The sequence below is a fragment of the Paenibacillus sp. UASWS1643 genome (assembly GCF_008693195.1).
GTDB lineage: Bacteria > Bacillota > Bacilli > Paenibacillales > Paenibacillaceae > Paenibacillus > Paenibacillus amylolyticus_B.
The window spans coordinates 442,144-466,496 of sequence record NZ_VXKZ01000114.1 but is presented as its reverse complement, the minus strand read 5'-3'; the positions used below and the strand labels follow the sequence as shown (position 1 = coordinate 466,496).

Genomic DNA, 24,353 nt, shown 5'->3' with positions numbered 1-24,353 from the left:
AATGTGAAAGGAAAGGAGGATGCGGGTCATGAGTGCTCCTTCTATTGTAGATGTTGGACTGACGAGTGAGAAAGGGCGGGAATTGTTCTCGTATTTGCCAAGGTACTATGAGACATCACGTGTCGTGCAGGCCGATATGCAGGCCAAAGGCACCGAGATGGATCTGCTGTATCAGGCGCTGGATGAGACTTTGGAGCAGTTTTTTGTCCGTACAGCGACGTGGGGGCTGGACTTCTGGGAGCAGGAGCTCGGCATTGAGACGGATCGTCTTAAACCCGTGGAACAAAGACGTGCCGTGGTGGAATCGAAGCTGCGTGGTGCCGGGAAGTTCTCTGGCAGGCTCGTGGCGAATGTGGCTGAGGCGTATGCCGGGGGCAAGGTGGATGTAACTTTTCAGCCGGAAGCGTGGAGTTTTACGGTGAGCTTTGTGGACACGATGGGTATCCCGCCCAATATCGATGATCTCAAACGTGCGATTGAAGAACTGAAACCGGTCCATATGGCCGTGGAATATGAATATCGTTATCTGGTCTGGGATGATCTGGACAAGAAGCAGAAAACATGGGATGAACTGGACTCCGCGTCCTTGACGTGGAATGAACTGGAGGTGTGGGCGTAATGCCACAGGAAACCGATCGACTGAAATTACCTCTTCCCTTGGGGAACGAGAATGTGACCCGGGAGAGTATTAATGAAATTTTTGAAAAGATTGATGCAGGGGTGGCGTCACAGGCGGATTTGGATACGCTTCGTGAAGCGGTGAGTCAGATGGATATTCCCGATGCGTCTTTGACGCAGAAAGGGAAGGTGCAGTTGTCAAGTAAGACGGACGGCACGTCCGAGACGGTGGCGGCGACGGAGAAGGCAGTGAAAGCGGCTGTGGATGGTGCCATTCCAAGACTGATTCCAGATACCCGTGGAGTAGCTACAAAGCCGAGCGATTATCGTAAAAACATCGCATACTCATTTAAATCAGGTTCAACGATTGGCTTACCCGCCGAACTCTATGTCGTATTACATGGATTGAAGGGCTGGAATGATGACAGCGGAGGCGTCACTCACGAATATGCTTCCGGCGGAACGACAGGAGGAATGTACCATCGTACTGGTACGACTGCTAACGATATCTGGGGGCCGTGGATGCAGATTGTTGATCAAGGTGCACCGTGGCAAAAGCGTAAGTTAACTGAAGATAATGGTCTTTCAATCAACGTCAGTAATGGGAATGCCAATAATTTAGTCGCTGCAGGGTTCTATGTTGGTGAGAATATTGCCCATGCACCAACAACCGCTAGTGGTGCATGGTGGTATATCGAAGTTCAGGCAATGTCTTCTGATAGTTGGGTTATTCAAAAAGCCTATGATTTATTTAGTGCAGGATCATTCAGAATGCGAATTAAAAGCAATGGAACTTGGACAGCATGGTCACAAGACCTTTTTCAATCTGTCCTTGATGCTAAGAACAGGCACATTATTTCATCTGCTGCACCTTCTGGCGGAAACGATGGCGACATCTGGTATCAATACTCATGATTAAAGGGGAGGAGAATAACGCATGGCTTTAGGCGCTAAGGTGGGTGGCACGTGGAAAATGCCCAATAGAGTGTCCGTCAAGGTTTCGGGGACTTGGCGGGGTGTCCAACAAATTTATGCGAGAGTCGGGGGAGTATGGCGCCCCATTTGGTCCACTGTACAGACTATGCGGAAAGGTTCCGTATGGGGCAGCAATTCATATGTGGCCAAACAATCGGACCATGTGGAATGTTACGCGTACAACCCAAGCACAGGCGGCGGTGAGGCGGCCGTAGTGACAAGCACACCAGTGGATCTGACCAACGTAACTAACGTTGTATTTGATTTTGCATTGGAAGGTTCATCCCACATCCAATCAGATGGGATTTTCATAGCGTCAACGGACCAAATGGGAGGCGGCGGTACATATAACGCCCGAACATATCGGGGTTCACTGACGACAAGGACCACAATCAGCTTGAGTGTTTCCAACCTGTCCGGGTCCTACTATTTGCGGGCGCACGCTTCAAACAACAGCGGCGTAGCCACATGGAAATGCGTTCGCCTTTACCGGATCTTGCTGGATAACAAAGAGATTTGGAACGCCAGTGTAGGCGGTTCTTACTCTTAATAAGGAGGCATGATCATGTCTGATTATAATTATGTGCAATACCCAAGGAAACCGGCAACGCTGTGAGATTGATATCCGGTGCCCAAGACGGAGAAGTAAAGTCAGCGACGAGTTCACATACACCGGTATTAATTGTAGATGATGAAAACGGGGGTGGCGTCTTTCATATGGCATGTAAACTTACATTTAAAGCCGATAGTCTGGATATCGAATCTTGGTAGATAGGAAAAACTTAACTAATCTCAATCTCACCAATAAAAAGGAGGTGAACCATGACAACAAACCAATTAACCGACTCTATCGCTACAACACTCACGCAGCACTTTCCGAACATCCCGATCCTCCCGCAAACGGGTACTAGTTCCACCCCGGGCATCTCCTACCGCCTGCTTTCCGCCCAACTCACCAGGGAGCGTAGCGATCGCTTCGTGCAATATCACGCCTTTGAAATTCGCTGGCTAGAAGCAGATAATATCCCAGCCACCCTACCGGACCAGCTGTTCGAAGCATTGGAAACCATCGATGTGGAAGGCACACCCTATCGCGCAACGGAGATGCGTTGGGAGACGGAGAACGATACTCCGCGAATGCTGGTGTACTACACCATGCGAACCACCAAAGTGTCGGAGCCCGCCACTACCATGCAACAACTGGAACAGCGACCTTCTACACTTAAAGCTACAAGAGATAACGATATTAGTTCAACATAACGATAGTTATCCTGTCCTTGAAGTGGTCAGTATAGCTATTTTTTTATTGAACTTAACTAATTGAATGAGGGGATCTACATGAAAGGAATAGGAGGCGCATTGGCAATGTTTACGAAAAAAGAACCGGACCCTAAAAACCCTGAAGCTAAACAGAAAAACAACCAAAAATACAGCAAAGCACAGTTCGCCGAATCCCGGCAACTTAGCCGGATCGAGAAAGACATTTTGGCAGCAGTTCTGCTGGAACAAGAAACATACACCTTACAAGAAGCACAGCAGCACATCCAACAATTTATGAATGGGGAGGCACAATAATGGCTGGAGGAACATGGACGACACAAAACAAGGTACGCCCCGGCGTATATATGAATTTTGCATCAGAGGGCTCATTGCCGGGTACGGTAGGGGAGCGGGGAACGGTGGCATTGGCCCTTCCATTGTCATGGGGGCAAACAGGCTCAATCCTGACGGTACAAGCAGGTGAAGATGTACAAGCCAAATTGGGCTATGACTGGACAGCACCGCAATTGCTGCTGATCCGCGAGGCGTTGAAACGGGCACAGACCTTGCTTCTCTATCGTCTCAATGTGGGTACAAAAGCAAAGGCAACACTGGACAAACTGACAGTGACAGCCCAACACGGGGGTGTGCGTGGTAATGATCTGGCTGTTGTGATCTCCACGAATATCAATGAACCAGAACAATTGGATGTCTCCACGTTGCTTGCGGGTAAAGAAGTGGACAAACAAACTTCATCCACCATCGAAGCTCTGGAATCCAACGCATACGTCACATTTACTGGTGAAGGTGCACTCACAGCTATAGCTTCACTTCCACTAACAGCTGGATTGGATGGTACAACAACTAACCAGGAGCATGCTGATTTCCTGACCAAGCTGGAAGTACTGGATTTTAACACGGTTGGTCTGATTTCAGACGATGCCACACTCAAGTCAGTCTACACAGCTTACATCAAGCGTTTGCGTGATACCGAGGGCAAGAAAGTGCAACTCGTTCTGTCCGATTATCCTGCTGCAGATCATGAAGGGATTATCAGTGTCAAAAATGGTGTTGTGCTCGCAGAAGGTACCGTTCTTACGCCGAAACAAACCGTAGCATGGACTGCTGGCGCAACAGCGGGAGCTGACCTGAATGAATCCCTGACGTTCCGTGCGTATGACGATGCCGTGGATGTGAACGGACGATTGACACATAGTGAGACAGAAGCAGCATTGCGCAACGGCGAGTTTGTGTTTACGGCGAGCAGTAACCGCGCGGTGGTGGAGCAGGATGTAAATACGTTCCGTTCGGTGACACCGGATAAGGCACATCATTTTGCCAAAAATCGTGTGGTGCGTGTTCTCGATGGCATCGCTAACGATATGAAACGTATTTTCGAGTCCTATTACATCGGCAAAGTGAACAACAACGAAGATGGGCGCAGCCTGTTCCGTTCCCAATGTGTTACTTACCTGAAGCAACTTCAGGATATTGGGGCGATTCAAAATTTTGATTCCAAAACAGATATCACTGTTGCTCCGGGTAACGAGACCGACAGTATTCTGATCGAGATTCAGGTCCAACCTGTGGATTCCGTTGAAAAAGTATATATGAAAGTGAAGGTGGTTTAAGATGGCATTTTTGAAAGCAAGTGACACAATCTCCGGCCAGGAAGGCCGCGCATACGCAACGATTAACGGACAGACGGAAGAAATGTTCTATGTGAAGACGCTGGAAGCAACGGTAGAGAAACAAAAAGCAGAGGTCAAAACCTTGGGCCGCCGCGGCGTACAGCACAAAGCAACCGGTTGGTCCGGTTCGGGTTCCATGACAATCTTTTATACCACTTCCCGTTTCCGCGAGCTGATGCTCCAGTACATGCAAAATGGTGTGGACACGTATTTCGACATTGAAGTGACCAACGAGGATCCTTCGTCCACGATTGGCAAACAGACGGTGACCCTCAAAGGCGTCAACCTCGACAGTGTAATCATGGCATCTCTGGATACCGAGGCTGAGGCGTTGGAGGAAGAAGTGAGCTTTACCTTTGAAGATGTCGATATGCCTGTATCGTTCAATTTGCCGAAGTAATGTAGCATGAAAGCATAATGATTTGAGATTTATAAAGAGTATAAATTAACAGCACGTTTGTAAAAAAAACCTGTTCAACTTGCCTGTGTTACGGGCTATTTGGTATGTCAAAATACTGTTCTTCGCCGCTTCGTGCGGGGGGGGGCCTAACTTTAGAGGAGGAACAATACATGAGTGGATTGAGTATGTTTTTTGCCCAAAATGCAGCAACGGATACAACGGAGGAGTTTATCGTTTCTCCCCGATTCAAAGATGAAAAAGGCGAGCCGGTTGCTTGGAAACTGCGCAGCATGACCGAGGACGAAAACCAGGAATGCCGCAAGGCAGCTACCCGCAAAATTAAGGGCAAGAATGGTGTCTACACACCCGACATTGATGCGAATGATTACATGGCTCGCCTGATGAGCGCAAGTGTAGTATTTCCCGATTTGAAAAACGCAGAACTCCAGCGTTCATATGGCGTGATGGGGGCGGAATCGCTTTTGCGGAAAATGCTGTTGCCTGGGGAATTTGCTTCGCTCGGCGAACAGGTTCAGAAGCTGAACGGTTTCAATCAGGATATGAACGAACTGGTGGATGACGTAAAAAACTAATTAAAGAGGGCGATTCCGAAGCCAATCTGGCTTATTACGCTCTCCACGAATTAAACATTTTGCCGCACGAGCTAATGGCCTTCTCCATGCGAGAACGAGCAGCCATTTACGCGATGATCTCCATCCGGGTGGAAGAAGAGAAGAAAGAACGGTCCAAGAATCGCGCCCGGAAGAAATAAAAAGGAAAGGAGGGAGAAATAGATGTCTGATACAAGTATCACTGTAATTAATCCTCCATCCATAAATAATCTGATCAATAACTTAAATCTAGTTCAGGTAAAAACAACCGAAATTTTGAACAACTTCAACCAGATTAACCATGTTAATTTGAATCAATTTAACCAAACGAACATATCCAACCACTTTAATCAAATAAACCAGCAAATGAATGTAACGATTAATCTGATGGAAAAGTTGGAGGATACGGCTGATGATACAAGCAATGCTTTGGGTGATAATCTGAGCAAACTCTCCAAGTGGGTGCAAATGGTAAAGTCCGCTGGAAGTGTTGTGTTAAAAGCTGCTGCTGAACAAGAAGACTTCAAATATCGTTACATGGTTGCCGCAGAAGATCCGGTGCTCGGGGAAAGCATCTATAATAAGTATCGAGATCAAGCCTTCAAGAGTGGTCAAGATGTCAATGATTCGCTTAAATCTTCTCTGGGCTTCTTGCCTTTGGCACAAAATACAGGGCAGGTAGATAAGTTAAATGAAATGACTCAAAGATTGAGTATGTTGTCACCGGATAATAAAAGTCTATCAGATGCATCCAAGGCTATTGTTAGTGCCATGAATGGAAAGAATACTGATTTGGCGAGTCAATTTAACATACCGGAAAGTGCATTGACCGGTGCTGGATTGGGTGAATTTATACAGACTAAAGACCTTGGCAGTTTTATACAGGGTTTGCAGACGGTTCTTGAAATGCAAGGTTACACACAAGAAGCCTTTGATACGATGCTGGATTCTCCATTGCAAAAATGGACGGCTCTCCTGAATCAGTTCAATGGAATACTATCTGAAATCGGGACAAGAGCTTTGGAAGTTTTATCTCCTGTGCTTGACCGATTAAACGAAGCAATAAGCTCAGGTCAGTTCAGTGCTTTTATCGAATGGATTGGTGGAGCATTTGCAATAATCGCTCAGGTGGTAGCATTTATCGTGGATGGGTTCATCAATTTTGCTACAGTTGTGCAAGAAAACTGGGATATCATTGCGCCTGTTTTGACTGCCATTGCTCTAGTGCTCCTAGCCAATATCATTATTACGCTCGGAGTTGTAATTGCTCAGGTTTATTCACTAGCTGTGGCATGGTTGGTAGCTAACTGGCCTATCTTGCTTGTCATTGGTGCTATTGCAGGGCTCATCTTCATTTTGCAATTATGTGGCGTTACAGCTGGGGATATGGTGGGAGCGATTATAGGTTATTTTTATATGGTTTACGAGTATATGAAATCAATTTTTGCATCCATTCTGAATTATTTCATATCTTGGGCTGAATTTGTCATTAATGTATTCAGAGATCCAGCTTATGCATTCCAAAAGTTATTTGTAGACATGGGACTCATTGTACTTCAGATTCTGTTCAACATTACAAAGGGAATTGAGGATTTTGCGGGTGGTTTTAAAGATCAAATCAACTGGATGATCGGAGGTATAAACAAATTAATACCCTATCTTAATAAGATTTTCGGGACCAATTGGGGCGGTATTAAACTAGTGGATGATGCTAGCATTCATTCAATGAGCGGTAAGATACAGGGTTTAATGAGTGACCTTGAAGCGAGTGCTCCTGAGAGCCAGAAGGACGTTGTTAGCCTGTGGAGAATGGATGCTTCTGCGGACTATAAGGATGCATTTGATATGGGATTTGACAAGGGGCACGATTTGATGGATACCACCAAAGACCTATTCCCCAACGGCTCTGATAAATTACCCGGAAACTTCGGCGGCTCAACTCCCAAAACACCTTCTATGCCATCGATACCAACTGCACCTGCTCCCACCGTTGTTCCCAATAGCAACATGAGTAACATCAATAAAATCAACAATATCGGACAGGTGGACAAGATCGGTGACGTGGATGGCACAGTGGATGTAACTAGCGAGGATCTGAAATTGATGCGTGAGCTTGCCGAGATGCAGGCAATTCAACGATTCGTCAGTCTGACGCCAACTGTTCAGGTCACCACGGGTGATATCAACAGCGGACATGATGTAGACAGCATCATCAGCAAAATCACTGATGGACTGAACAGTCAGATCGTTTCCAGTGCCCAGGGGGTGTACGGTTAGATGGAATATTATATTCAACTAAGCTTCAATAACCGCTCTGAATATATGTTTTTCCCGGTCACACCAGAGAGCATTGAGTTTTCGGATTCGGGAGACGGTAGTACGTTTAACGTTAGTGCATTGGGTGAAATTAATGTGATCAAATCGCCGAAGCTGCGTGAAGTCAGTTTCAGCGGGATTTTTCCGGCAGACTACAGCCCGTATCATCTGAACTACGATGCAAGACATCCGGCAATTCAGAAGCAGTTTTACCGTGATCCCTATGAATATGTGAAAAAGATCATCCGTTGGATGCAGACGGGCAGACCCGTCAGACTGTTCTTTTCCAGTGCAAGATACACCATTAATATGGCTGTTTCCATTGAGAGCTTTGACTGGAAGGAGACAGCGGGTACGGTGGGGGATATCCAGTATGATATCAAGCTGAAGCAGTTCATTTTTTATGCCGCCAAAAAAGTAGTGCCACTCAAGGACAGCAAGGATACGGCTGCTTCGAAAACAAAAACCAAAGCCTCCCGGCCCAATGAAAAAATCCAGCCCAAGACCGTCACACTCAAAGCTGGAGACTCCTTGTGGTCTGTAGCCAAAGCCCATCTGGGAGATGGATCTCGCTGGAAAGAGCTGCAAAAGCTGAATGGCATCAAAGATGCACAACTGAAGAAGCTGCCGATTGGACTTGTGATCAAGCTTCCTTGAAAGGAGAGGGAATATGCAAGAGCAGATCAGGCTGGACGATAAGCTGGCAAACATGAAGGAACGGGTATTACTGGATGACAAGCAGGGCAACATCTGGGACATTAGCGAAATTGCCGGTGACATTACGTACAAAACCTCCCGCATCGGCAAGCCTTCCTCTCTGGAATTCACGTTGATCAAGGGCAGCCTGTACCAGAATAAGAAATTCACATATGAGAATGGATATGTTGTGAAATATATCAGCAACGAGGTAGGCATCTTTTACGGATATATCTTCTCAGTGGATAGTGGCAAGGACGAAAGTGTCAAAATCAAAGCCTACGACCAGATTCGTTATCTAACCGCGAATCAGACGTACAAGTTCGTTAACGCAACGGCTACGGATGTGATCAAACGAATTGCCAAAGACTTTCTGTTGAAAACAGGTGATCTGATCCAGCCAAAATACGTTATTCCGCGCATGGTATTTGATAACAAAAAGCTGATCGACATGATCTGTGAGGCGCTCGACCGAACGCTGATCTATGGTGGTAAAAACTATATCTTCTACGATGATTTCGGCAAGCTTGTGCTTCGGGATGTGGAAGAGATGCCTTACGGCTTTGTTATTGGGGATAACAGTCTGCTCACGGATTACAGCTATACAAGGTCGATTGACGACCAGACGTATAACAAGATCAAGCTGTATCGGGATAACAAGGATACGGGAAAAAGAGAAACCTATGTTCATCAGGATTCAGGCAGCATCCGTCAATGGGGGCTGCTTTTTTTGTACCAAAAAGCGGATGATGGCCTGAACGAAGGTCAGATTGATGAAATGCTCAAGACCCTGATGACCCTCCGCAATCGCGAGACACAGACACTGAAAGTGGATGCGCTCGGCGATTTCAAGGTGAGGGCAGGCAGTTTTGTCAACATCCAGATCGATGAACTGAAGATTAATCAATATTTTCTGGTAGACGAATGTACGCATAAGGTACAAGGCGGCGTGCACACGATGTCACTGGATTTGAAGGTGGTGTAACGATAAATGATGCTGGACGTGATTAAAAAGGCGGCGTTGGCCGCTGTAGATGCCAAGTCTCCCGTTCAGGTAATGTACGGAAGCGTGACAAACACACAGCCTCTGGAGATCACCGTTGAACAACGGTTAGCATTGGCTGAGCCTTTTCTTGTACTGCCGGAATCCGTAGTGAACAAAACTTGGACAGTGGGTGACCATGTCTTGTTGTTACGTGTTCAAGGTGGAGACAGCTTTGTTGTGCTGGATCGGCTGGTGAAGCCATGATTCCACAGGGTGCGCAGATTAGCGCTGAAGATCAGGAAGAAACTACTGTACCTCCAAGTCTGACGTATGTATTTCAAGCTTCGGGACAGCGAATTGGGAGGCTGCAATTGGATGGAAAAGATGCGGTAAAACAGGCAGTGTATAAAGCGTTGTCGACACGCCGCTATGAGCATCTAATCTATTCCGCGGATTACGGCATGGAATGGTCCTGGGAAGGAATGGCTGGGAGATCCATGGTTGAATCGGAACTGGAACGCTGGATCCGCGAAGCGTTGCTTCCGGATGATCGCATTTCGGATGTAACCGAGTTCGATTTTGTCCACGAGGCCGATGGCGTACGGGTTTCTTTTACCGTGGAAACGGATTTTGGCAGCTTCAGGGAAGAGACGGAGGTGAACATGGATGTATGAAGAGCAGACGTTTGAAGTTATTTTAAATCGAATGCTAGATAGAGTGCCGGATGGTGTGGATAAACGTGAAGGCAGTATTATCTATGATGCGCTTGCCCCAGCGGCTGTGGAAATGGCTCAGATGTATATAGAGTTGGATGTGAACGCCAATCTGAAGTTTGCGGATACAGCCTCTGGAGAGTATCTGGATCGCGCGGTGGCTTGGTCGGGCATTCGTCGGAAGGTCGCCACGAAGGCGCATTGGGTTGGTAGTTTCCGGGATAATGAAGGTAAGCCGGTTGAGGTTCCTTTGGAGAGTCGTTTTTCCACGGGGGATCGGGTGTATGTTGTTGTGGAACGCATCGCGGCAGGGCAATATGTGTTGGAGTGTGAGGTCGCGGGAGCGGAAGGTAATGAATATACGGGGGCCCTGCTGCCCATCGATTATATTGCTGGCCTGACGACAGCCGAATTGACACAGTTGCTGGTTCCTGGTGAAGACGAGGAAACGGATCAGGCCCTGTATGACCGATATCAGGATAAAGTTTCTCGTCCGGTCACGAGTGCCAACAAATATCAGTATGAATTATGGGCACGGGAAAACTCCGGGGTTGGCAAAGCGAAGGCTTTTCCACTATGGGATGGGCCAGGTACAGTCAAAGTGGCATTGCTGAATAACGAAATGCAAACACCGGCTGAGGCGGTTATCGAGGCAGTGCAGGAATATATCGATCCAACCCAGGATGGAATGGGCGAAGGTGCTGCTCCAATCGGACCTGTGGTCACAGTAGTGGGAGCGGAAGAGATACCTATTGATGTGGAGGTACAAGTCACGCTTTCTTCCGGTTCAACGTATGAGGGCGTGAAGACACTGATTGAAACGGGAGTTACGGCGTATTTGAAAGAACTGGCCTTTGCCGATCCGTTAGTTCGTTGGACACGGATTGCCAATGTCATTCTGGATATTCCGCCCGTGATCGATTATAGCGATCTGCTGGTGAATGGTGGTATGTCCAATCTGGAGATCGCCCCCGGCGCAGTAGCCGTTCTTGGGACGGTGAAGGTGACATGAGTAAAGCAGAGGTATTAATGACTCTTTTGCCCCCGTTGTATGAAAATGTGCTGGAGATGCAGCTTCTTACGGAGACCGAAGGTGTTGAGCTGGACAAGCTTACGGTGGGTTTGGAAAGTGTACTGGATCAATTCTACCCGGAGTCTGCGACCTGGGCATTGGAACGTTATGAGCGGGATTTGCAGATTCCTACAAATCAAGCCAAGCCAGAAGACCAGCGGAGATCCGTAATCATTTCCAAAATGCGCGGCAGCGGCAAAGTCTCAGGCTCCATGCTCAAGAACGTGGCGCAGGCCTACGAAAGTGGCGGGATTGATGTATCCGTTACGCCCGAGGAGTACTTGATCCGAATACGATTCATCGACACTTGGGGTTTGCCGCCCAATCTGGATGATCTGAAGGCAGCGATTGAAGATATCAAACCGGCACATATGACCGTGGACTACCGTCTGCGGTATTTGACGATTGCGGAGGTTGAAAGTATGACGCTGGATGAGATCGAACAGACCCGACAGGATAAATTTGCAGGAGGTGGAGCATAAATGAATGAACCGAAAACACCGAATCTTGGTTTGAATAAGATTGACCGTTCCTCGCCATCGACGACCTATTTTGATCTGGATAAGTATTTGGATCAGAACTGGGAGAAGGTTGACGAGGGTGTTGCAACACGAGATGAAGTTGAGGAACTTCGCCAATCGGTAAACGAGATGGACATTCCAGACGCATCGCTGACTCAAAAAGGTAAAGTGCAGTTATCAAGCAAAACAAACGGAATATCTGAAGAGTTTGCACCAACTGAAAAGGCGTTAAATGATGCAAGATTAGCTGCTCAAAAGTACACAGATGATAAGACATGGCAGAAGTACAAGCTTACACAGGATAATGGAGAACCAACCTTAATTGCCGCTAATTACGACCTAAACACTTTGAAAGCAACTGGCGTTTATGGTTGTCAAAATGCAGTGAATGCACCTTTGGTGAGTAGGGCATGGGAAATAAGGGTTGTTCGATCTGTATCATTAGATTCTATTATCCAGGAAGTCACTTCTTACACGACCGGAACAGATACCCAAGTGATGAAATATATTAGGAAAACGCAAAACGCAAGCGCTAATCCTTCTACTTGGACGGCGTGGCAATTGATGACACCACAACCAAACGTATGGGGGGCGTTATGATTGGCTGATGTACTCAGAAAAATGTATGGCGGTGTAGTTCCGACAACGTTTAATGATTTATACACAGTTCCACCGGGAAAGAGAGCTGTTTTAAAATCCTTGACGCTGTGCAATCAAACTTCGAGTGACCAACTTTACCATATTGAATTGGGTGGATTATCTTTTGTGCATTTGCAGACGATCAAGGCATACGATACTCTCGTTATTCCCGTTTTTGATCAAGTATTAACTGCGGGGTCAAGAGTACGCATATGGTCGCAAAACGCAAATTCAATTGTTGCGCGTTTAAGTGGGTATGAAACGGATAGAACAGACTTGATAACAATAAGAGCGAATTTGACCGCTACAGACACAACAATTCTAAGTGGTGGAGCGGCAATGCTGATTAAGTCTATCGCGGTATGTTGCCGTACCACAGACCCGGTAAAATTAAACCTGCTATTTGGGAATGATTATATAATTTCAAATAGAGCACTTGGAAAGTTAGAAACTTTATTCATCCCTGTATCAGATCAATATTTTCCAGCCGGGGAAATAATAAAAAGCGGAGCGCCTGGAGTTACCGGGTCAGCTAATGTGGTAGTCCATATCAATGCACAGGTGGTGACCTAATGCCGACACTTGATAATTACTCACTGGGCAATTACGGGTTGGGCGGATGCGACAAAGATGCGCCTATGACCTTATTGTTCCAAAGCGGCGATGTGGCTTCTTCTAGTAGCACTTTGAGTTCCCTTAGCTTCGACCAACCCCAATTTGCCGGGCCTAATTTTTATTATATATCCGCAACCAACACTACTGGTGTAATACCAAAAATGATAATCGTCAGAAGAGGGATCGGCACGACAACAACCAGTGTATTTTTAAGAGACGTAAAAAATGCATCGGGTTATTCTCTTTGTTTTTGTAGCGCATCAGGAGGGAATTTTATTTCTATTTCCACAACTTTTACAGGTTTTTTTGTGACCAGTTCTTCGATCAGGTTGCCCGTTGCGATCAATGATACTAACTACAGATGGGAAGCATGGGGTTGACATAGAGAGATAGCAGGGGGAAAGGGTGTGACGTTGTGAACCGGGAAAGCTTATACCGCATACTCACAACATGAAGAGATATATAGCGTGGGGATCACATAGAGATAACCAGCGTACTTATATGGTAGCGTGCCTACATGGTACGCTATTTTTATGCCCTCTGTAGTGGTCAGAAAGGGTACTCAAAAATTACAAACACCCCACAATTATAGCTGGGGTGTTGTTCTTCTATGTGAACAGACTTTTTTTGCTAAGTAAAAGGCGCTGAGATTATTAGAACTTCACAGTGTAGTAGTTTCTGTCGCGAAGTATTGGATCAGAAATTTTAACATCAGAAACTTTTACGCCTGGCTTAATTAACTTACCAACAGATACACTTGACCACTCGTTTACAGTAATATTTCCCGAAGCGGTTGTTCCACCCATATACTCGACTCCAGTATCTAAAGTATAGATATCAATAAAATGGATGGAAGCCCATTTTGGAAATGTTGTTGGTTCTTTTTTAACTAACACATCGAATTCAACAATCGCGTATGTAGCACCTTCTCCTGCAGGTGAGTCATTGAAACTACTATCATATCTAACACCTGTAACTTTAATGTCAAAATAAGGTGTTTTGACAACATCGCCTACATTGTAAATCTTGCTTTGTGTTTGGCTTGTAGTGCTAGGGGAGTGGAGGAATTGTTGTTCAAAAACGATTCTCCTTTAGTTTCAAACTCAATTTTCTTTTGCTCTTTGTCATAAATTAATTTGTAACCAGTCATTTCTGCAACTTCACGAATAGGCAAGTATGTTTTTCCGTTATAAACCAGCGTGTCAGATTGCAAATTTTGTTCCTTGCCATCAACAGCGAATGAAAATTTGGTCAATATGGCATTAACCGTAGAGGGGGGCGGCTGCAGCAAGGGTTGCTGATCCGATCATCATGCCAATACCGAGAGTGGCCACTGTTTTAAATAATGATTTTTTCAAAGTGTGAGTCTCCTTTATAAATGGGGTATACACTTTATTTCGGTAAACACTGGAAATAGTTTATAGCACCTCTCCCAAAAAGACGGTACTTAATATGTTTGCCTAAATGAAATCACATCGATTTTCCCGGATGGGTCGAGGGCATAAAAATGAAGGAGGGAAGGCCATGTTTAATCGAGGGGGATTTAACCGCATGGCCTTTAACCGCCAAATATCCGTATTCGTGTTTGGTCGTGCTGTCGCAGACGTTTCCGGATCTGCGGCGGCGGTCGGCACGATGGAAATGACGGGTTCGGCGCGGTTATGGATGTGGCAACCAATGCTAAGGCGATTACATTTGAGAGGTTCCGAAACGGGCTATCATGGATGTTAGTTTTGGTAAGGTCGCGAAAGATAGCCGATACCATGTTTAAATTTCTGTAATTCACAGGTCAGTTCAAACCAGGTGATCAAATTATCATAGATGCCAACACATTTAAAATCACACAAAACGGCATGACCGCTTCACATTTACTATTTTAGAAGGCGATTTTATTAATTGAAATTTAAATCTAAATCTTAGTGAAAACAATTTAACATGGACAGACCCTTGTTCAGGGAATAAACGAACTTGTATTAAGGACTACACGCAATCCACTAATTTTTTTTTTGTTTCTAAAACGATTATACGAATCACAAAGGAGGTGAAACCATGGAAAGATGGGATACCCTATGGAAATGGGGAATTGCGCTGATGAGCAGCTCGGCAACCTACTTCTTCGGAGGCTGGTCAGGAGTGCTCGGTGTATTGCTTGTATTCGTCATCCTCGACTACCTAACGGGCATCGCGGCGGCGGGCATGAGTGGCAAGTTAGAGAGTAATGTTGGCATGTTCGGCATCGCCCGAAAGGTATTTATATTTGCAATGGTTTCGGTGGCTCATCTGGTGGACGGTGTTCTGGGAGACGGACATTTGTTCAGGGATGCGGTCGCCTTTTTTTATATCGCAAATGAGTTGTTGTCCATTATCGAAAACGGGGGTAAGTTGGGCGCTCCGATTCCGCCAGTGATTCGGCAAGCTATTGAAGTGCTCAAGGGCAAAGGGGGAACCGGGGAACTCCCCGGTAAATTCTCCCCAAGTGCCAAAGACTCTTTTTCACAGGCTGATCCGGATGACGTTGATTCACAGGCTGGAGATAGTAAGAAGTAATGCGACTATAGCAAGCTAGCACGTGAAACTAAACATAACTCAACACATCAGGGACACGCACACAAGCAACCCCTGATCCAACCGCATTAACTATAGGAGCATTTTGCATCAATCCAGAGAGTGACATCCAATCAGCAATGTATAGATCAGAATGCTCTAATCTGTCTATACTTGTACCCGGGAACGCTTGAATCGAATGATGTAAAATGCTGAACAAACGGCAATTTGCCGCATAAAGGGTGTGAGAAACATGCAAACGAGAAGTTCGGGCAACACACAGGGCATTGACGTCTCCCGATACCAGGGCAATATTGACTGGGCGAAAGTGAAGGCAAGTGGCATGACATTTGTATTTATCAAGGCAACCGAGGGACAGACATATACCGATCCAAATTACCAGAAAAATGTAACCGGTGCACTGGCGGCGGGCATGCTGGTCGGAACGTATCACTTCTTCCGCGCAACCTCTACCGATGGTGCCAAAGCTGAAGCGGCACATTACGCCAATACGCTTAACAAAGTTGGAGGCGCCAAAGCGTTACAACTGCCACCCGTCATGGACTACGAGAACAACCCCGGCAACCTGAGCAAAGCGCAGATGAATACGGTTGCCAAAGCTTTTTTAACCGAACTACAACGTCTGACAGGTGTAAAACCGATCATATACACGGGCAATTCATTTGCCGGGAATTTTGACACATCACTCAGCTCATACGATCTGTGGATCGCACGTTACAGCAACACACGTGTACCGGAAGACCAGCCGGCATGGAAGCGTTGGACGTTCTGGCAGTATACGGATTCAGGCAAGGTGAATGGCATTAGTGGCAACGTGGATATGAATGAATTCGAGGGAACAGCGGCACAGCTCAGAGCAAGATACGCAGCAGCCACTCCGAACCCCCCGGAGCCATCCAATCCGACGAATCCAAGTCATCCGAATCCACCAACCGAACCACCGAAAGGGGGCGAACCGATGACAGCCGAAGAGAAAGCAGCGTTTGACGCGCTCAAATCTCAAGTGGATAAACTGCAGGCACGTCAGCAAATGGAAGTTCCAGTATGGGCGAAAGCTGCTGTGGATGCAGCGCTGGCATATGACACCAAAAATCCATTGTTCAGCATCGATAATGGGGCGAGTTATGATTTTTACCGTTTTATTACCGTGATGCATCGCAGAGGTTTGTTTAAAAAGTGAGCTGATTCTTAGCAAATTAAAATGTTGATCTTATCTGAATAGGGATGAAATGGAGAAGGGACACAAGACGTTTTTTGTCGAACTGTGTTCCTTTTTTGTGTTTTGTGTAAGTAATATTGACGCATATAATAAAGTTGAAAACATATGTCTGTAAATCTCTTGTCTAATTGATTAATGTGATGTAAAGTAAGTTACACGAAATTGTTTTTCACTACGGTTTATTTACACAATCCTCCTCATCATGACAAAACCATAACATAAGAAGTTATTGTAATGTCTCCCTGTTGTACAATCCAACATCTCAAGATGACTCGTTCATACGTTATACACATCCAATCTGCAAGAGAAAACCACCGTTTTAAAAAACTTACACGATCTAAACAACCTAGCCTATGTTGAGTTTCTTTCGTCCGTATTGCAAACGATACCTAGTCCAGCTCCCACACTGCATACTCAAGACGACATGCTCAAGGAACAGACTTTATTGCGTAGCCAGCAACGTAGTATTCATATGCCCATCTGTATTTTCAATCTACTGACTTGAACATGCTCTTACCGGTCTGTAACCGTTTGCTGTTGCTTATTGACCTAAGTTCAAATAAAACGCAAAAATCATAAGCAGCAATCTCATTCAATTTCATAGATTCATCTCACAAGATACGTTGTTGAAGCTTTTTCTTTTTCTATAAAAGTAATCAATCCATGTCCTCAATCCTGTGCACGATGATCTCATATTTACCTGTATCCCATACGTATCCCATGCTGCTTTTACATTTCATCCATGTCGTACTTTTCCCAGAACTTTAATTCAGGTATCGCAGGCATTTAAAGCCTTTTATATGATACATAGCACCAAACCGACTGCCAACATTGGAGATCTTTCATGCCAGAATCACACACATTATGAGACAGGGAAGGGTGTTGTACGTATGCGAATGAGAAAAAAATGGATGTCCGGTGTTCTAACGATGGCCTTAAGTACCGTATTGGTGTTGTCCGGTTGCTCCAGTAACGAGAGTGGAGAGAATACGCCTGCTCCGGCAGAAGGAAACGACCCTCCAACCGAAGCGGTAGCGCAGGATACGATGATTATGGGGCGTGGTGGGGATTCCGTAGCACTCGACCCGGCAATTGTAACTGATGGGGAGTCGCTGAAGATTGGACATCAGGTGTTTGATTCATTGCTGGATTACAAGGAAGGCGGAACAGAGGTCGTTCCTGGACTGGCAGAGAGTTGGGAGATTTCGGCAGATGGGCTCAAGTATGTGTTTAAGCTGAAGTCCGGTGTGAAATTCCATGATGGAACTGACTTCAACGCCGAGGCTGTTGTGTTCAACTTCAACCGCTGGGGTGATCCGGCGAGTGAATATAAATTCGAAGGAGATTCCTTCGATTATTATGATTCCATGTTTGGTCCAGAGGATGGACGTGTGATCAAGGAAGTGAAGGCGACGGACGAGACTACGGTGGAGTTCACATTGAACCAGCCACAAGCGCCTTTCCTGCAAAATATTGCGATGACGCCATTTGGCATTGCCAGCCCAACCGCAATTCAGGAGAAAAAAGAAAACTTTAAGAGCGAGCCTGTGGGCACCGGCCCATTTGTATTCAAAGAGTGGAAGCGTAACGACTCCATCACCCTGGAGAAAAACGCGGATTATTGGAAAGAAGGACTACCGAAGCTGAACAAAGTTATCGTGCGTTCGATTCCGGATAACACGGCTCGCTTCAATGCCCTGCAAAACGGCGAGATTGATGTCATGGAAGACCTGAACCCGGACGATCTGTCCATCCTTGAAGGCAACAGCGAGTTGCAGAAGATCGAGCGTCCACCGTTCAATGTGGCGTATATCGGCTTTAACTTCAAAAAGAAACCATTTGATAATGTCAAAGTCAGACAAGCCCTCAACCATGCGGTGAACAAGCAGGCCATTATTGATGCGTTCTTTGCTGGACAAGCAGAGCCTGCTGTCAACCCGATGCCGCCAACGCTGTGGGGGTATAACGATACCATTGAGGATTACCCATATGATCTGGAAAAAGCAAAAGCTCTACTGGCCGAAGCTGGCTTCCCTGACGGTTTGCCTGATCCGGTAACCTTCTATGCAATGCCGGTATCCCGCCCGTATATGCCTGATGGCAAGAAGGTAGCAGAAGCAATCCAGGCTGATTTTGAGAAAATTGGCGTGACTACAAACATCGAATCCCCAGAATGGGCGACGTATCTGGATGATGCCAAAGCCGGGGAGAAAGATGATATCTACATGCTCGGCTGGACGGGTGACAACGGGGACCCGGATAACTTCCTGTACACTTTGCTCGACAAAGACGCCATTCCGGGCAACAACCGCAGCTTCTATGTCAACGAAGAGTTGCATGTGTTGCTGACCGATGCGCAGAAAGAAATAGATCAGGAGAAACGTGCCGAGCTGTACAAACAAGCGCAGGCAATTATCAAGGAAGACGCACCGTGGATTCCACTCGTGCACACCACGCCAATTCTGGCGGGTAAATCAAACCTGAAAGGTTTTGTACCATCGCCACTGGGCAGTGAATCCTATGCTGGTGCCTACTTCGAATAATACAGACGTAAGTTGAGCTTATCCATTTCAGGATAACGGAGTGTGCAGAATCACTCTGAAGAGGGTACTGCACTCGGAGTGAATAGTGTAATTTCTTTCTATTAAAGCGCTGGTGAGACGAAATGCTTGGCAGAACCCACATCCGGACGTAACTATCCAAAGCATGCGTTTCTGCCGGCGCTTTTTATTTTGCACGATATGTCGAAGGCAGGTGAACAGGATTGAACAGCTATATTGTCAAACGTGTGCTTGTGTTGCTGCCCGTACTGCTGGGCATGACCCTGATCGTCTTTTCCATCATCCACGCGATTCCGGGTGACCCGGCCGAGACCATACTTGGGCAAAAGGCAACCGAACAATCCAAGCAGGCCCTTCGTGACCAGCTCGGTCTGGATAAACCTTGGTTCCAGCAATATTTCGCCTACTTGGGCGATTTGCTCAAAGGAGACCTGGGAACGTCCATCCGCACCAAGGTGCCTATTGCCCAGGAAATTGTGCCTTATCTGACAGCAACCCTTGAATTAACGATGGCAAGTATGTTGTTTGCTGTCATTATTGGGGTGAATGCCGGGATTGTCAGTGCATGGAAGCACAACTCCTGGTTTGATTATTGCTGTATGGTTATTGCTTTGGTGGGTGTATCGATGCCAATCTTCTGGCTCGGTCTGATGGAACAATGGCTGTTTGCGAACAAGTTGCAGTGGCTGCCATCCATTGGACGCATGAATGCACGTGATCCGGTGGATGCCATTACGGGCTTGTATGTGCTGGATACGATGATTGCCGGACGCTGGGATCAGTTGTGGACTGTTACAAAACATTTGTTGCTCCCAAGTATTGCGCTTGGTACGATCCCGATGGCCGTTATTGCAAGGATGACCCGTTCCAGCATGCTGGAAGTCATGAGTTCCGATTACATTCGTACAGCAAAGGCGAAGGGACTGGGTCCGTTTTTTGTCGTATATGGACATGCACTCAAAAATGCGTTTATCCCTGTGCTCACGGTTATAGGCATCCAGACCGGATCGTTGCTCGGGGGTGCGGTGTTGACCGAAACGATCTTTGCTTGGCCGGGCGTGGGACGTTATATATATGAAGCGATTAGTTCACGTGATTATCCAGTGATCCAGAGTGGTATTCTGATCGTGGCCTTCTTTTTCGTGGTGATCAACTTGATTGTGGACTTACTTTACGCCGTGTTTGATCCTCGGATTAGTTATAAATAGGATTCCATCATTCATATCCAGGAAAGGAGACACCGCATGGCCAAATTATCGACCAATACCGGACCATCCATTGACGCTGCGTCGGCGAGTACATCCGGTCCATGGCGGGAAGCGTGGAGAACGTTTCGGAAAAATCGGCTTGCGCTTGCAGGTCTGATTATTATCGTATTTTTTATCCTGTTGGCCTTCCTCGCGCCATACATTGCACCTTACGATTACAAGGAACAGGTGCTGGTGGATCGGCTTCAGGCTCCTTCGGCAGAGCATTGGTTTGGTACCGATGATCTGGGGCGTGATGTGTTTTCCAGAGTGCTGCATGGGGCTCGTATTTCATTGTGGGTGGGCTTCTTCTCCGTCATTGGTTCCATTATTGCGGGCACGCTGCTTGGCCTGATTGCCGGATTTTATGGAAAATGGGCGGACATGCTCATTTCGCGTCTATTTGATATCCTGCTTGCCTTTCCGGGGATATTGCTCGCCATCGCCATTGTGGCGATACTGGGCCCGTCATTGCAAAATGCGCTGCTCGCCATCGCTATCGTGAACATCCCGACCTACGGAAGGTTGGTGCGTTCACGAGTACTCAGCTTGAGACAGGAGGAATTCATTACGTCGGCGCGGACACTTGGAGCAGGCAACGGGCGAATCTTGTTTCGCCATATCTTGCCCAATAGTCTTACTCCACTGATCGTGCAGGGTACACTCGGGATTGGAACGGCGATTATCGAAGCTGCTGCACTCGGATTTCTGGGCATGGGCGCGCAACCACCCGACCCGGAATGGGGTAAAATGCTGTCGGACTCCCGTCAGTTTATACAAAAAGCACCGTGGACTCTCATCTTCCCCGGTGTTTCCATCATGTTGACCGTGCTCGGCTTCAACCTAATGGGCGACGGCCTGCGCGATACCCTTGATCCGAAAATGGCGAAAAAGTAGAAGTTTCTAATTCTAACCGTAATTGTTTCTCCCCATGCCGGTTCGAACTTTGGTTCGAGTCGGCTTTTGTATTGCCTGCGGGTTTACGTTAAAATGATTGATGATGTGCAAAAGTTGAAGGGTTATTCGATCTTTTTGTTTAAAATAACCGCCTGCGTATTGACACCCATTTTTCCCATATGTTATATAAAAGGAAGGGTTTAGCACTCCGATCATTAGAGTGCTAACAAATGATGTTTTTACTACACGACTACATATGGAATGATTCTGTTTTTGAAAATAGAGATTGAACCTGAGTAGGACATGTGAAGCCAAGGGGCGCACAGACCTGAAGAAGCGAAATGTTTGCTTAATCAACAGACTTCATTTAAATAGAAGGCTCTAATCCTCATACAAGTTCCTGATTAAATGCGAAAGTAGTGCAGGGGACGAAATCGATTTGGAGGAAGCGAAGCGTTCGCCTTTATCACCGAGTTTCTCCCTTTTCAAAAGAGAATCAAAGAAATTCGGGGATAACAGCGATCCGAAAAACGATTCGTAACCGGAACGGCTACATTGCTGAACGTCATGCATTTTGAAGATTGGCTATTCTAGTGGATCTGATGATCAAGTGTTGAGCTTCGAATGATTTTCTGTCACTCGCAAGTTTTGTATGAGAAACTCAAGGTTTACTTTCTATTTTCAATCCAATCATTCGATATCCAATTTGAAAGGAGTCCAACCATTCATGGCTAAAAAAGAATTCCAGGCAGAATCCAAACGTTTGCTGGATATGATGATCAACTCCATTTACACCCAAAGAGAAATCTTTTTGAGAGAATTGATCTCCAACTCCAGTGACGCCATTGATAAAATTTACTACAGAGCCCTAACGGACGATTCACTCGTTTTCAACAAAGAGGACTACTTCATCAAGCTCACCATCGACAAAGAAAACCGCACGCTCACACTGACAGATACCGGTATCGGGATGACGCAGGAAGAGCTGGAGAACAACCTGGGGGTTATCGCGAAGAGTGGTTCCCTGGCGTTCAAGAAGGAAAATGAAGCAAAAGACGGCCATAACATCATCGGACAATTCGGGGTTGGTTTCTACTCGGCATTCATGGTGGCGGACAAGCTAACGGTAACGAGTAAAACGCTGGGCAGCGACGAGGCTTGGAAATGGGAGTCCGAAGGCGCGGATGGTTACACGATCACACCAGCTGAGAAAGATTCCGTAGGTACAGAGATCGTGCTGACGATTAAAGAGAATACTGAAGAAGATTCGTATGACGAGTTTTTGGAAGAGTACCGCCTGAGATCCATCATCAAGAAATACTCCGACTTCATTCGCTACCCGATCAAGATGGATGTAACGGGTCAACGGCCGAAAGAGGGCACAGAGAACGAGTTCGAAGAGTACCAAGAAGAACAAACCGTAAACAGCATGGTGCCGATCTGGCGTAAAAATAAAAGCGAACTGACCGAAGAAGATTACAATAACTTCTATATGGAAAAACGCTACGGTTTTGACAAACCGCTCAAACACCTGCACATCAGCGCAGATGGCGCTGTGGTATATAATGCAATCCTGTTTATCCCGGAGAACACGCCGTTTGACTACTACACGAAAGAGTATGAAAAAGGCCTTGAGCTGTACTCCAACGGTGTATTGATCATGGATAAATGCGGGGATTTGTTGCCAGATTACTTTGGATTTGTCAAAGGTATGGTGGATTCCGAAGACCTGTCCCTGAACATCTCCCGTGAGATGTTGCAACATGACCGTCAGCTTAGCCTGATCGCGAAGAACATTAAGAACAAAATCAAGAGCCAACTGCAAAGCCTGTTGAAGGACGAGCGTGAGAACTACGAGAAGTTCTACCAAGCGTTTGGTCGTCAATTGAAATATGGTGTATATAGCGACTACGGTGTGAATAAGGATACATTGCAGGATCTACTGTTGTTCACGTCTTCCAAAGAGAGCAAACTCGTGAGCCTGGACGAATACGTCTCCAGAATGCCGGAAGATCAGAAGTATATCTACTATGCATCTGGTGAGTCCATTAGCCGTATTGAGAAGCTGCCACAGATCGAGGGTGTTCTTGAGAAAGGGTACGAAGTATTGTACTTTACCGATGACATCGACGAGTTTGCAATCAAGATGATCACGAACTACAAGGAGAAAGAATTCAAATCCATCTCCAGTGGTGACCTGGGTATCGAAGATAACGCGGACAAAGAAGAAACGGACGCTCAGGACAACGACAACAAAGAGTTGTTTGAAGCGATGCAAGCTCAATTGGCAGGTAAAGTCAAAGCGGTTAAAGCTTCCAAACGTCTCAGAAGCCATCCGGTATGTTTGTCCACCGAAGGTGAATTGACGATTGAAATGGAGAAAATCCTGAAAGCTATGCCGAACAGTGAAAACGTACAAGCCGACAAAGTGCTGGAAATCAACGTGAATCACGATGTTTTCAAATCGTTGAAAGACGCTTTCGCGCAGGATCAGGAAAAACTGAACCTCTACACAAGCTTGTTGTACCATCAGGCATTGTTAATCGAAGGATTGCCAATTCAAGATCCAGTAGAATTCACCAACGATATCTGTAAGGTGATGGTGTAAAATCCTTCGTACAAGGGTGCGATAATATCCTTGATTCAAAAATTCATGTAGCTTCAAGAGTAGACTGCGTGAACATTAAGTTTAGTAGCTAAATCGCAACGCTGCATTCACCATATTCATCCGACAGGACATTTCCGTCCTGTC

Annotated in this window: 27 protein-coding genes; 25 read left to right on the top strand and 2 right to left on the bottom strand. The window is 46.3% G+C overall.

Annotated elements, in window-relative coordinates; genetic code table 11:
- Positions 1-28 precede the first annotated feature (28 nt).
- The 18 genes from FE296_RS24435 (at position 29) to FE296_RS24350 (ending at position 13,492) form a co-directional block, all read left to right on the top strand.
- The gene (locus tag FE296_RS24435; protein ID WP_150366633.1) at positions 29-619 is read left to right on the top strand and encodes a YmfQ family protein; all 591 of its coding nucleotides are present in this window, start codon (positions 29-31) and stop codon (positions 617-619) included.
- Positions 619-1,533, top strand: a complete 915-nt coding sequence (locus tag FE296_RS24430) for a pyocin knob domain-containing protein (RefSeq protein WP_150366632.1) — start codon at positions 619-621, stop codon at positions 1,531-1,533. Before FE296_RS24435 ends, FE296_RS24430 begins: the two co-directional genes overlap by 1 nt.
- A 22-nt stretch (positions 1,534-1,555) precedes the next feature.
- Positions 1,556-2,143, top strand: a complete 588-nt coding sequence (locus FE296_RS24425; RefSeq protein ID WP_036668847.1) for a hypothetical protein — start codon at positions 1,556-1,558, stop codon at positions 2,141-2,143.
- Between the two features lie 272 nt (positions 2,144-2,415).
- The gene (locus FE296_RS24420; protein WP_150366631.1) at positions 2,416-2,853 is read left to right on the top strand and encodes a phage tail terminator family protein; all 438 of its coding nucleotides are present in this window, start codon (positions 2,416-2,418) and stop codon (positions 2,851-2,853) included.
- Between the two features lie 105 nt (positions 2,854-2,958).
- Positions 2,959-3,168, top strand: a complete 210-nt coding sequence (locus tag FE296_RS24415) for a YqzN/YkzM domain-containing protein (RefSeq protein ID WP_150366630.1) — start codon at positions 2,959-2,961, stop codon at positions 3,166-3,168.
- Entirely contained in the window at positions 3,168-4,484 is a 1,317-nt protein-coding gene (locus FE296_RS24410) for a phage tail sheath family protein (RefSeq protein ID WP_150366629.1), read from the top strand. Before FE296_RS24415 ends, FE296_RS24410 begins: the two co-directional genes overlap by 1 nt.
- Position 4,485: 1 nt before the next feature.
- The gene (locus FE296_RS24405; protein ID WP_017690162.1) at positions 4,486-4,944 is read left to right on the top strand and encodes a phage tail tube protein; all 459 of its coding nucleotides are present in this window, start codon (positions 4,486-4,488) and stop codon (positions 4,942-4,944) included.
- A gap of 170 nt (positions 4,945-5,114) precedes the next feature.
- Positions 5,115-5,537, top strand: coding sequence for a phage tail assembly chaperone (locus FE296_RS24400; protein ID WP_111620520.1), 423 nt, complete (start codon positions 5,115-5,117; stop codon positions 5,535-5,537).
- A gap of 201 nt (positions 5,538-5,738) precedes the next feature.
- Positions 5,739-7,832, top strand: a complete 2,094-nt coding sequence (locus tag FE296_RS24395) for a phage tail tape measure protein (protein WP_150366628.1) — start codon at positions 5,739-5,741, stop codon at positions 7,830-7,832.
- Positions 7,833-8,528 carry a LysM peptidoglycan-binding domain-containing protein gene (locus tag FE296_RS24390; protein WP_074093888.1) on the top strand — a complete coding sequence of 232 codons (696 nt, stop codon included), beginning with the start codon at positions 7,833-7,835 and terminating at the stop codon, positions 8,526-8,528.
- Positions 8,529-8,541: 13 nt separating this feature from the next.
- Positions 8,542-9,552, top strand: coding sequence for an XkdQ/YqbQ family protein (locus tag FE296_RS24385; protein ID WP_091015480.1), 1,011 nt, complete (start codon positions 8,542-8,544; stop codon positions 9,550-9,552).
- Positions 9,553-9,558: 6 nt separating this feature from the next.
- Entirely contained in the window at positions 9,559-9,816 is a 258-nt protein-coding gene (locus FE296_RS24380) for a DUF2577 domain-containing protein (RefSeq protein WP_223869016.1), read from the top strand.
- The gene (locus FE296_RS24375) at positions 9,813-10,226 is read left to right on the top strand and encodes a DUF2634 domain-containing protein (protein ID WP_150366627.1); all 414 of its coding nucleotides are present in this window, start codon (positions 9,813-9,815) and stop codon (positions 10,224-10,226) included. Before FE296_RS24380 ends, FE296_RS24375 begins: the two co-directional genes overlap by 4 nt.
- Positions 10,219-11,277, top strand: a complete 1,059-nt coding sequence (locus FE296_RS24370) for a baseplate J/gp47 family protein (protein ID WP_150366626.1) — start codon at positions 10,219-10,221, stop codon at positions 11,275-11,277. The genes FE296_RS24375 and FE296_RS24370 overlap by 8 nt, the downstream gene beginning before the upstream one ends.
- Positions 11,274-11,819: a putative phage tail protein gene (locus FE296_RS24365; protein ID WP_150366625.1), complete on the top strand. Its 546-nt coding sequence runs from the start codon at positions 11,274-11,276 to the stop codon at positions 11,817-11,819. Before FE296_RS24370 ends, FE296_RS24365 begins: the two co-directional genes overlap by 4 nt.
- On the top strand, positions 11,820-12,458 hold the full coding sequence (locus FE296_RS24360; RefSeq protein ID WP_105600700.1) for a pyocin knob domain-containing protein: 639 nt from the start codon (positions 11,820-11,822) through the stop codon (positions 12,456-12,458).
- Complete coding sequence (locus FE296_RS24355) at positions 12,459-13,070, top strand: hypothetical protein (protein WP_150366624.1); 612 nt, start codon at positions 12,459-12,461, stop codon at positions 13,068-13,070.
- Positions 13,070-13,492, top strand: coding sequence for a hypothetical protein (locus FE296_RS24350; protein WP_150366623.1), 423 nt, complete (start codon positions 13,070-13,072; stop codon positions 13,490-13,492). The genes FE296_RS24355 and FE296_RS24350 overlap by 1 nt, the downstream gene beginning before the upstream one ends.
- A 273-nt stretch (positions 13,493-13,765) precedes the next feature.
- On the opposite strand, the gene FE296_RS32995 is transcribed toward FE296_RS24350, so the two are convergent.
- Both FE296_RS32995 and FE296_RS24345 read right to left on the bottom strand, forming a co-directional pair.
- The gene (locus FE296_RS32995) at positions 13,766-14,008 is read right to left on the bottom strand and encodes a hypothetical protein (protein WP_105597642.1); all 243 of its coding nucleotides are present in this window, start codon (positions 14,006-14,008) and stop codon (positions 13,766-13,768) included.
- Between the two features lie 116 nt (positions 14,009-14,124).
- Positions 14,125-14,367 carry a stalk domain-containing protein gene (locus FE296_RS24345; RefSeq protein ID WP_181155313.1) on the bottom strand — a complete coding sequence of 81 codons (243 nt, stop codon included), beginning with the start codon at positions 14,365-14,367 and terminating at the stop codon, positions 14,125-14,127.
- Positions 14,368-14,636: 269 nt separating this feature from the next.
- On the opposite strand from FE296_RS24345, the gene FE296_RS24340 reads away from it, so the two are divergent.
- The 7 genes from FE296_RS24340 (at position 14,637) to htpG (ending at position 24,209) form a co-directional block, all read left to right on the top strand.
- On the top strand, positions 14,637-14,843 hold the full coding sequence (locus FE296_RS24340; RefSeq protein WP_150366622.1) for a hypothetical protein: 207 nt from the start codon (positions 14,637-14,639) through the stop codon (positions 14,841-14,843).
- 318 nt (positions 14,844-15,161) lie between these two features.
- The gene (locus tag FE296_RS24335; RefSeq protein WP_150366621.1) at positions 15,162-15,659 is read left to right on the top strand and encodes a phage holin family protein; all 498 of its coding nucleotides are present in this window, start codon (positions 15,162-15,164) and stop codon (positions 15,657-15,659) included.
- Between the two features lie 250 nt (positions 15,660-15,909).
- A complete protein-coding gene (locus FE296_RS24330) occupies positions 15,910-16,857 on the top strand; it encodes a glycoside hydrolase family 25 protein (RefSeq protein ID WP_150366620.1) in 948 nt (315 codons plus the stop codon).
- A gap of 935 nt (positions 16,858-17,792) precedes the next feature.
- The gene (locus tag FE296_RS24325) at positions 17,793-19,439 is read left to right on the top strand and encodes an ABC transporter substrate-binding protein (protein WP_150366671.1); all 1,647 of its coding nucleotides are present in this window, start codon (positions 17,793-17,795) and stop codon (positions 19,437-19,439) included.
- A gap of 221 nt (positions 19,440-19,660) precedes the next feature.
- On the top strand, positions 19,661-20,665 hold the full coding sequence (locus tag FE296_RS24320; RefSeq protein ID WP_150366619.1) for an ABC transporter permease: 1,005 nt from the start codon (positions 19,661-19,663) through the stop codon (positions 20,663-20,665).
- Positions 20,666-20,701: 36 nt separating this feature from the next.
- A complete protein-coding gene (gene nikC, locus FE296_RS24315) occupies positions 20,702-21,601 on the top strand; it encodes a nickel transporter permease (protein WP_124117053.1) in 900 nt (299 codons plus the stop codon).
- 727 nt (positions 21,602-22,328) lie between these two features.
- Entirely contained in the window at positions 22,329-24,209 is a 1,881-nt protein-coding gene (gene htpG, locus FE296_RS24310) for a molecular chaperone HtpG (RefSeq protein WP_124117052.1), read from the top strand.
- Positions 24,210-24,353 lie beyond the last annotated feature (144 nt).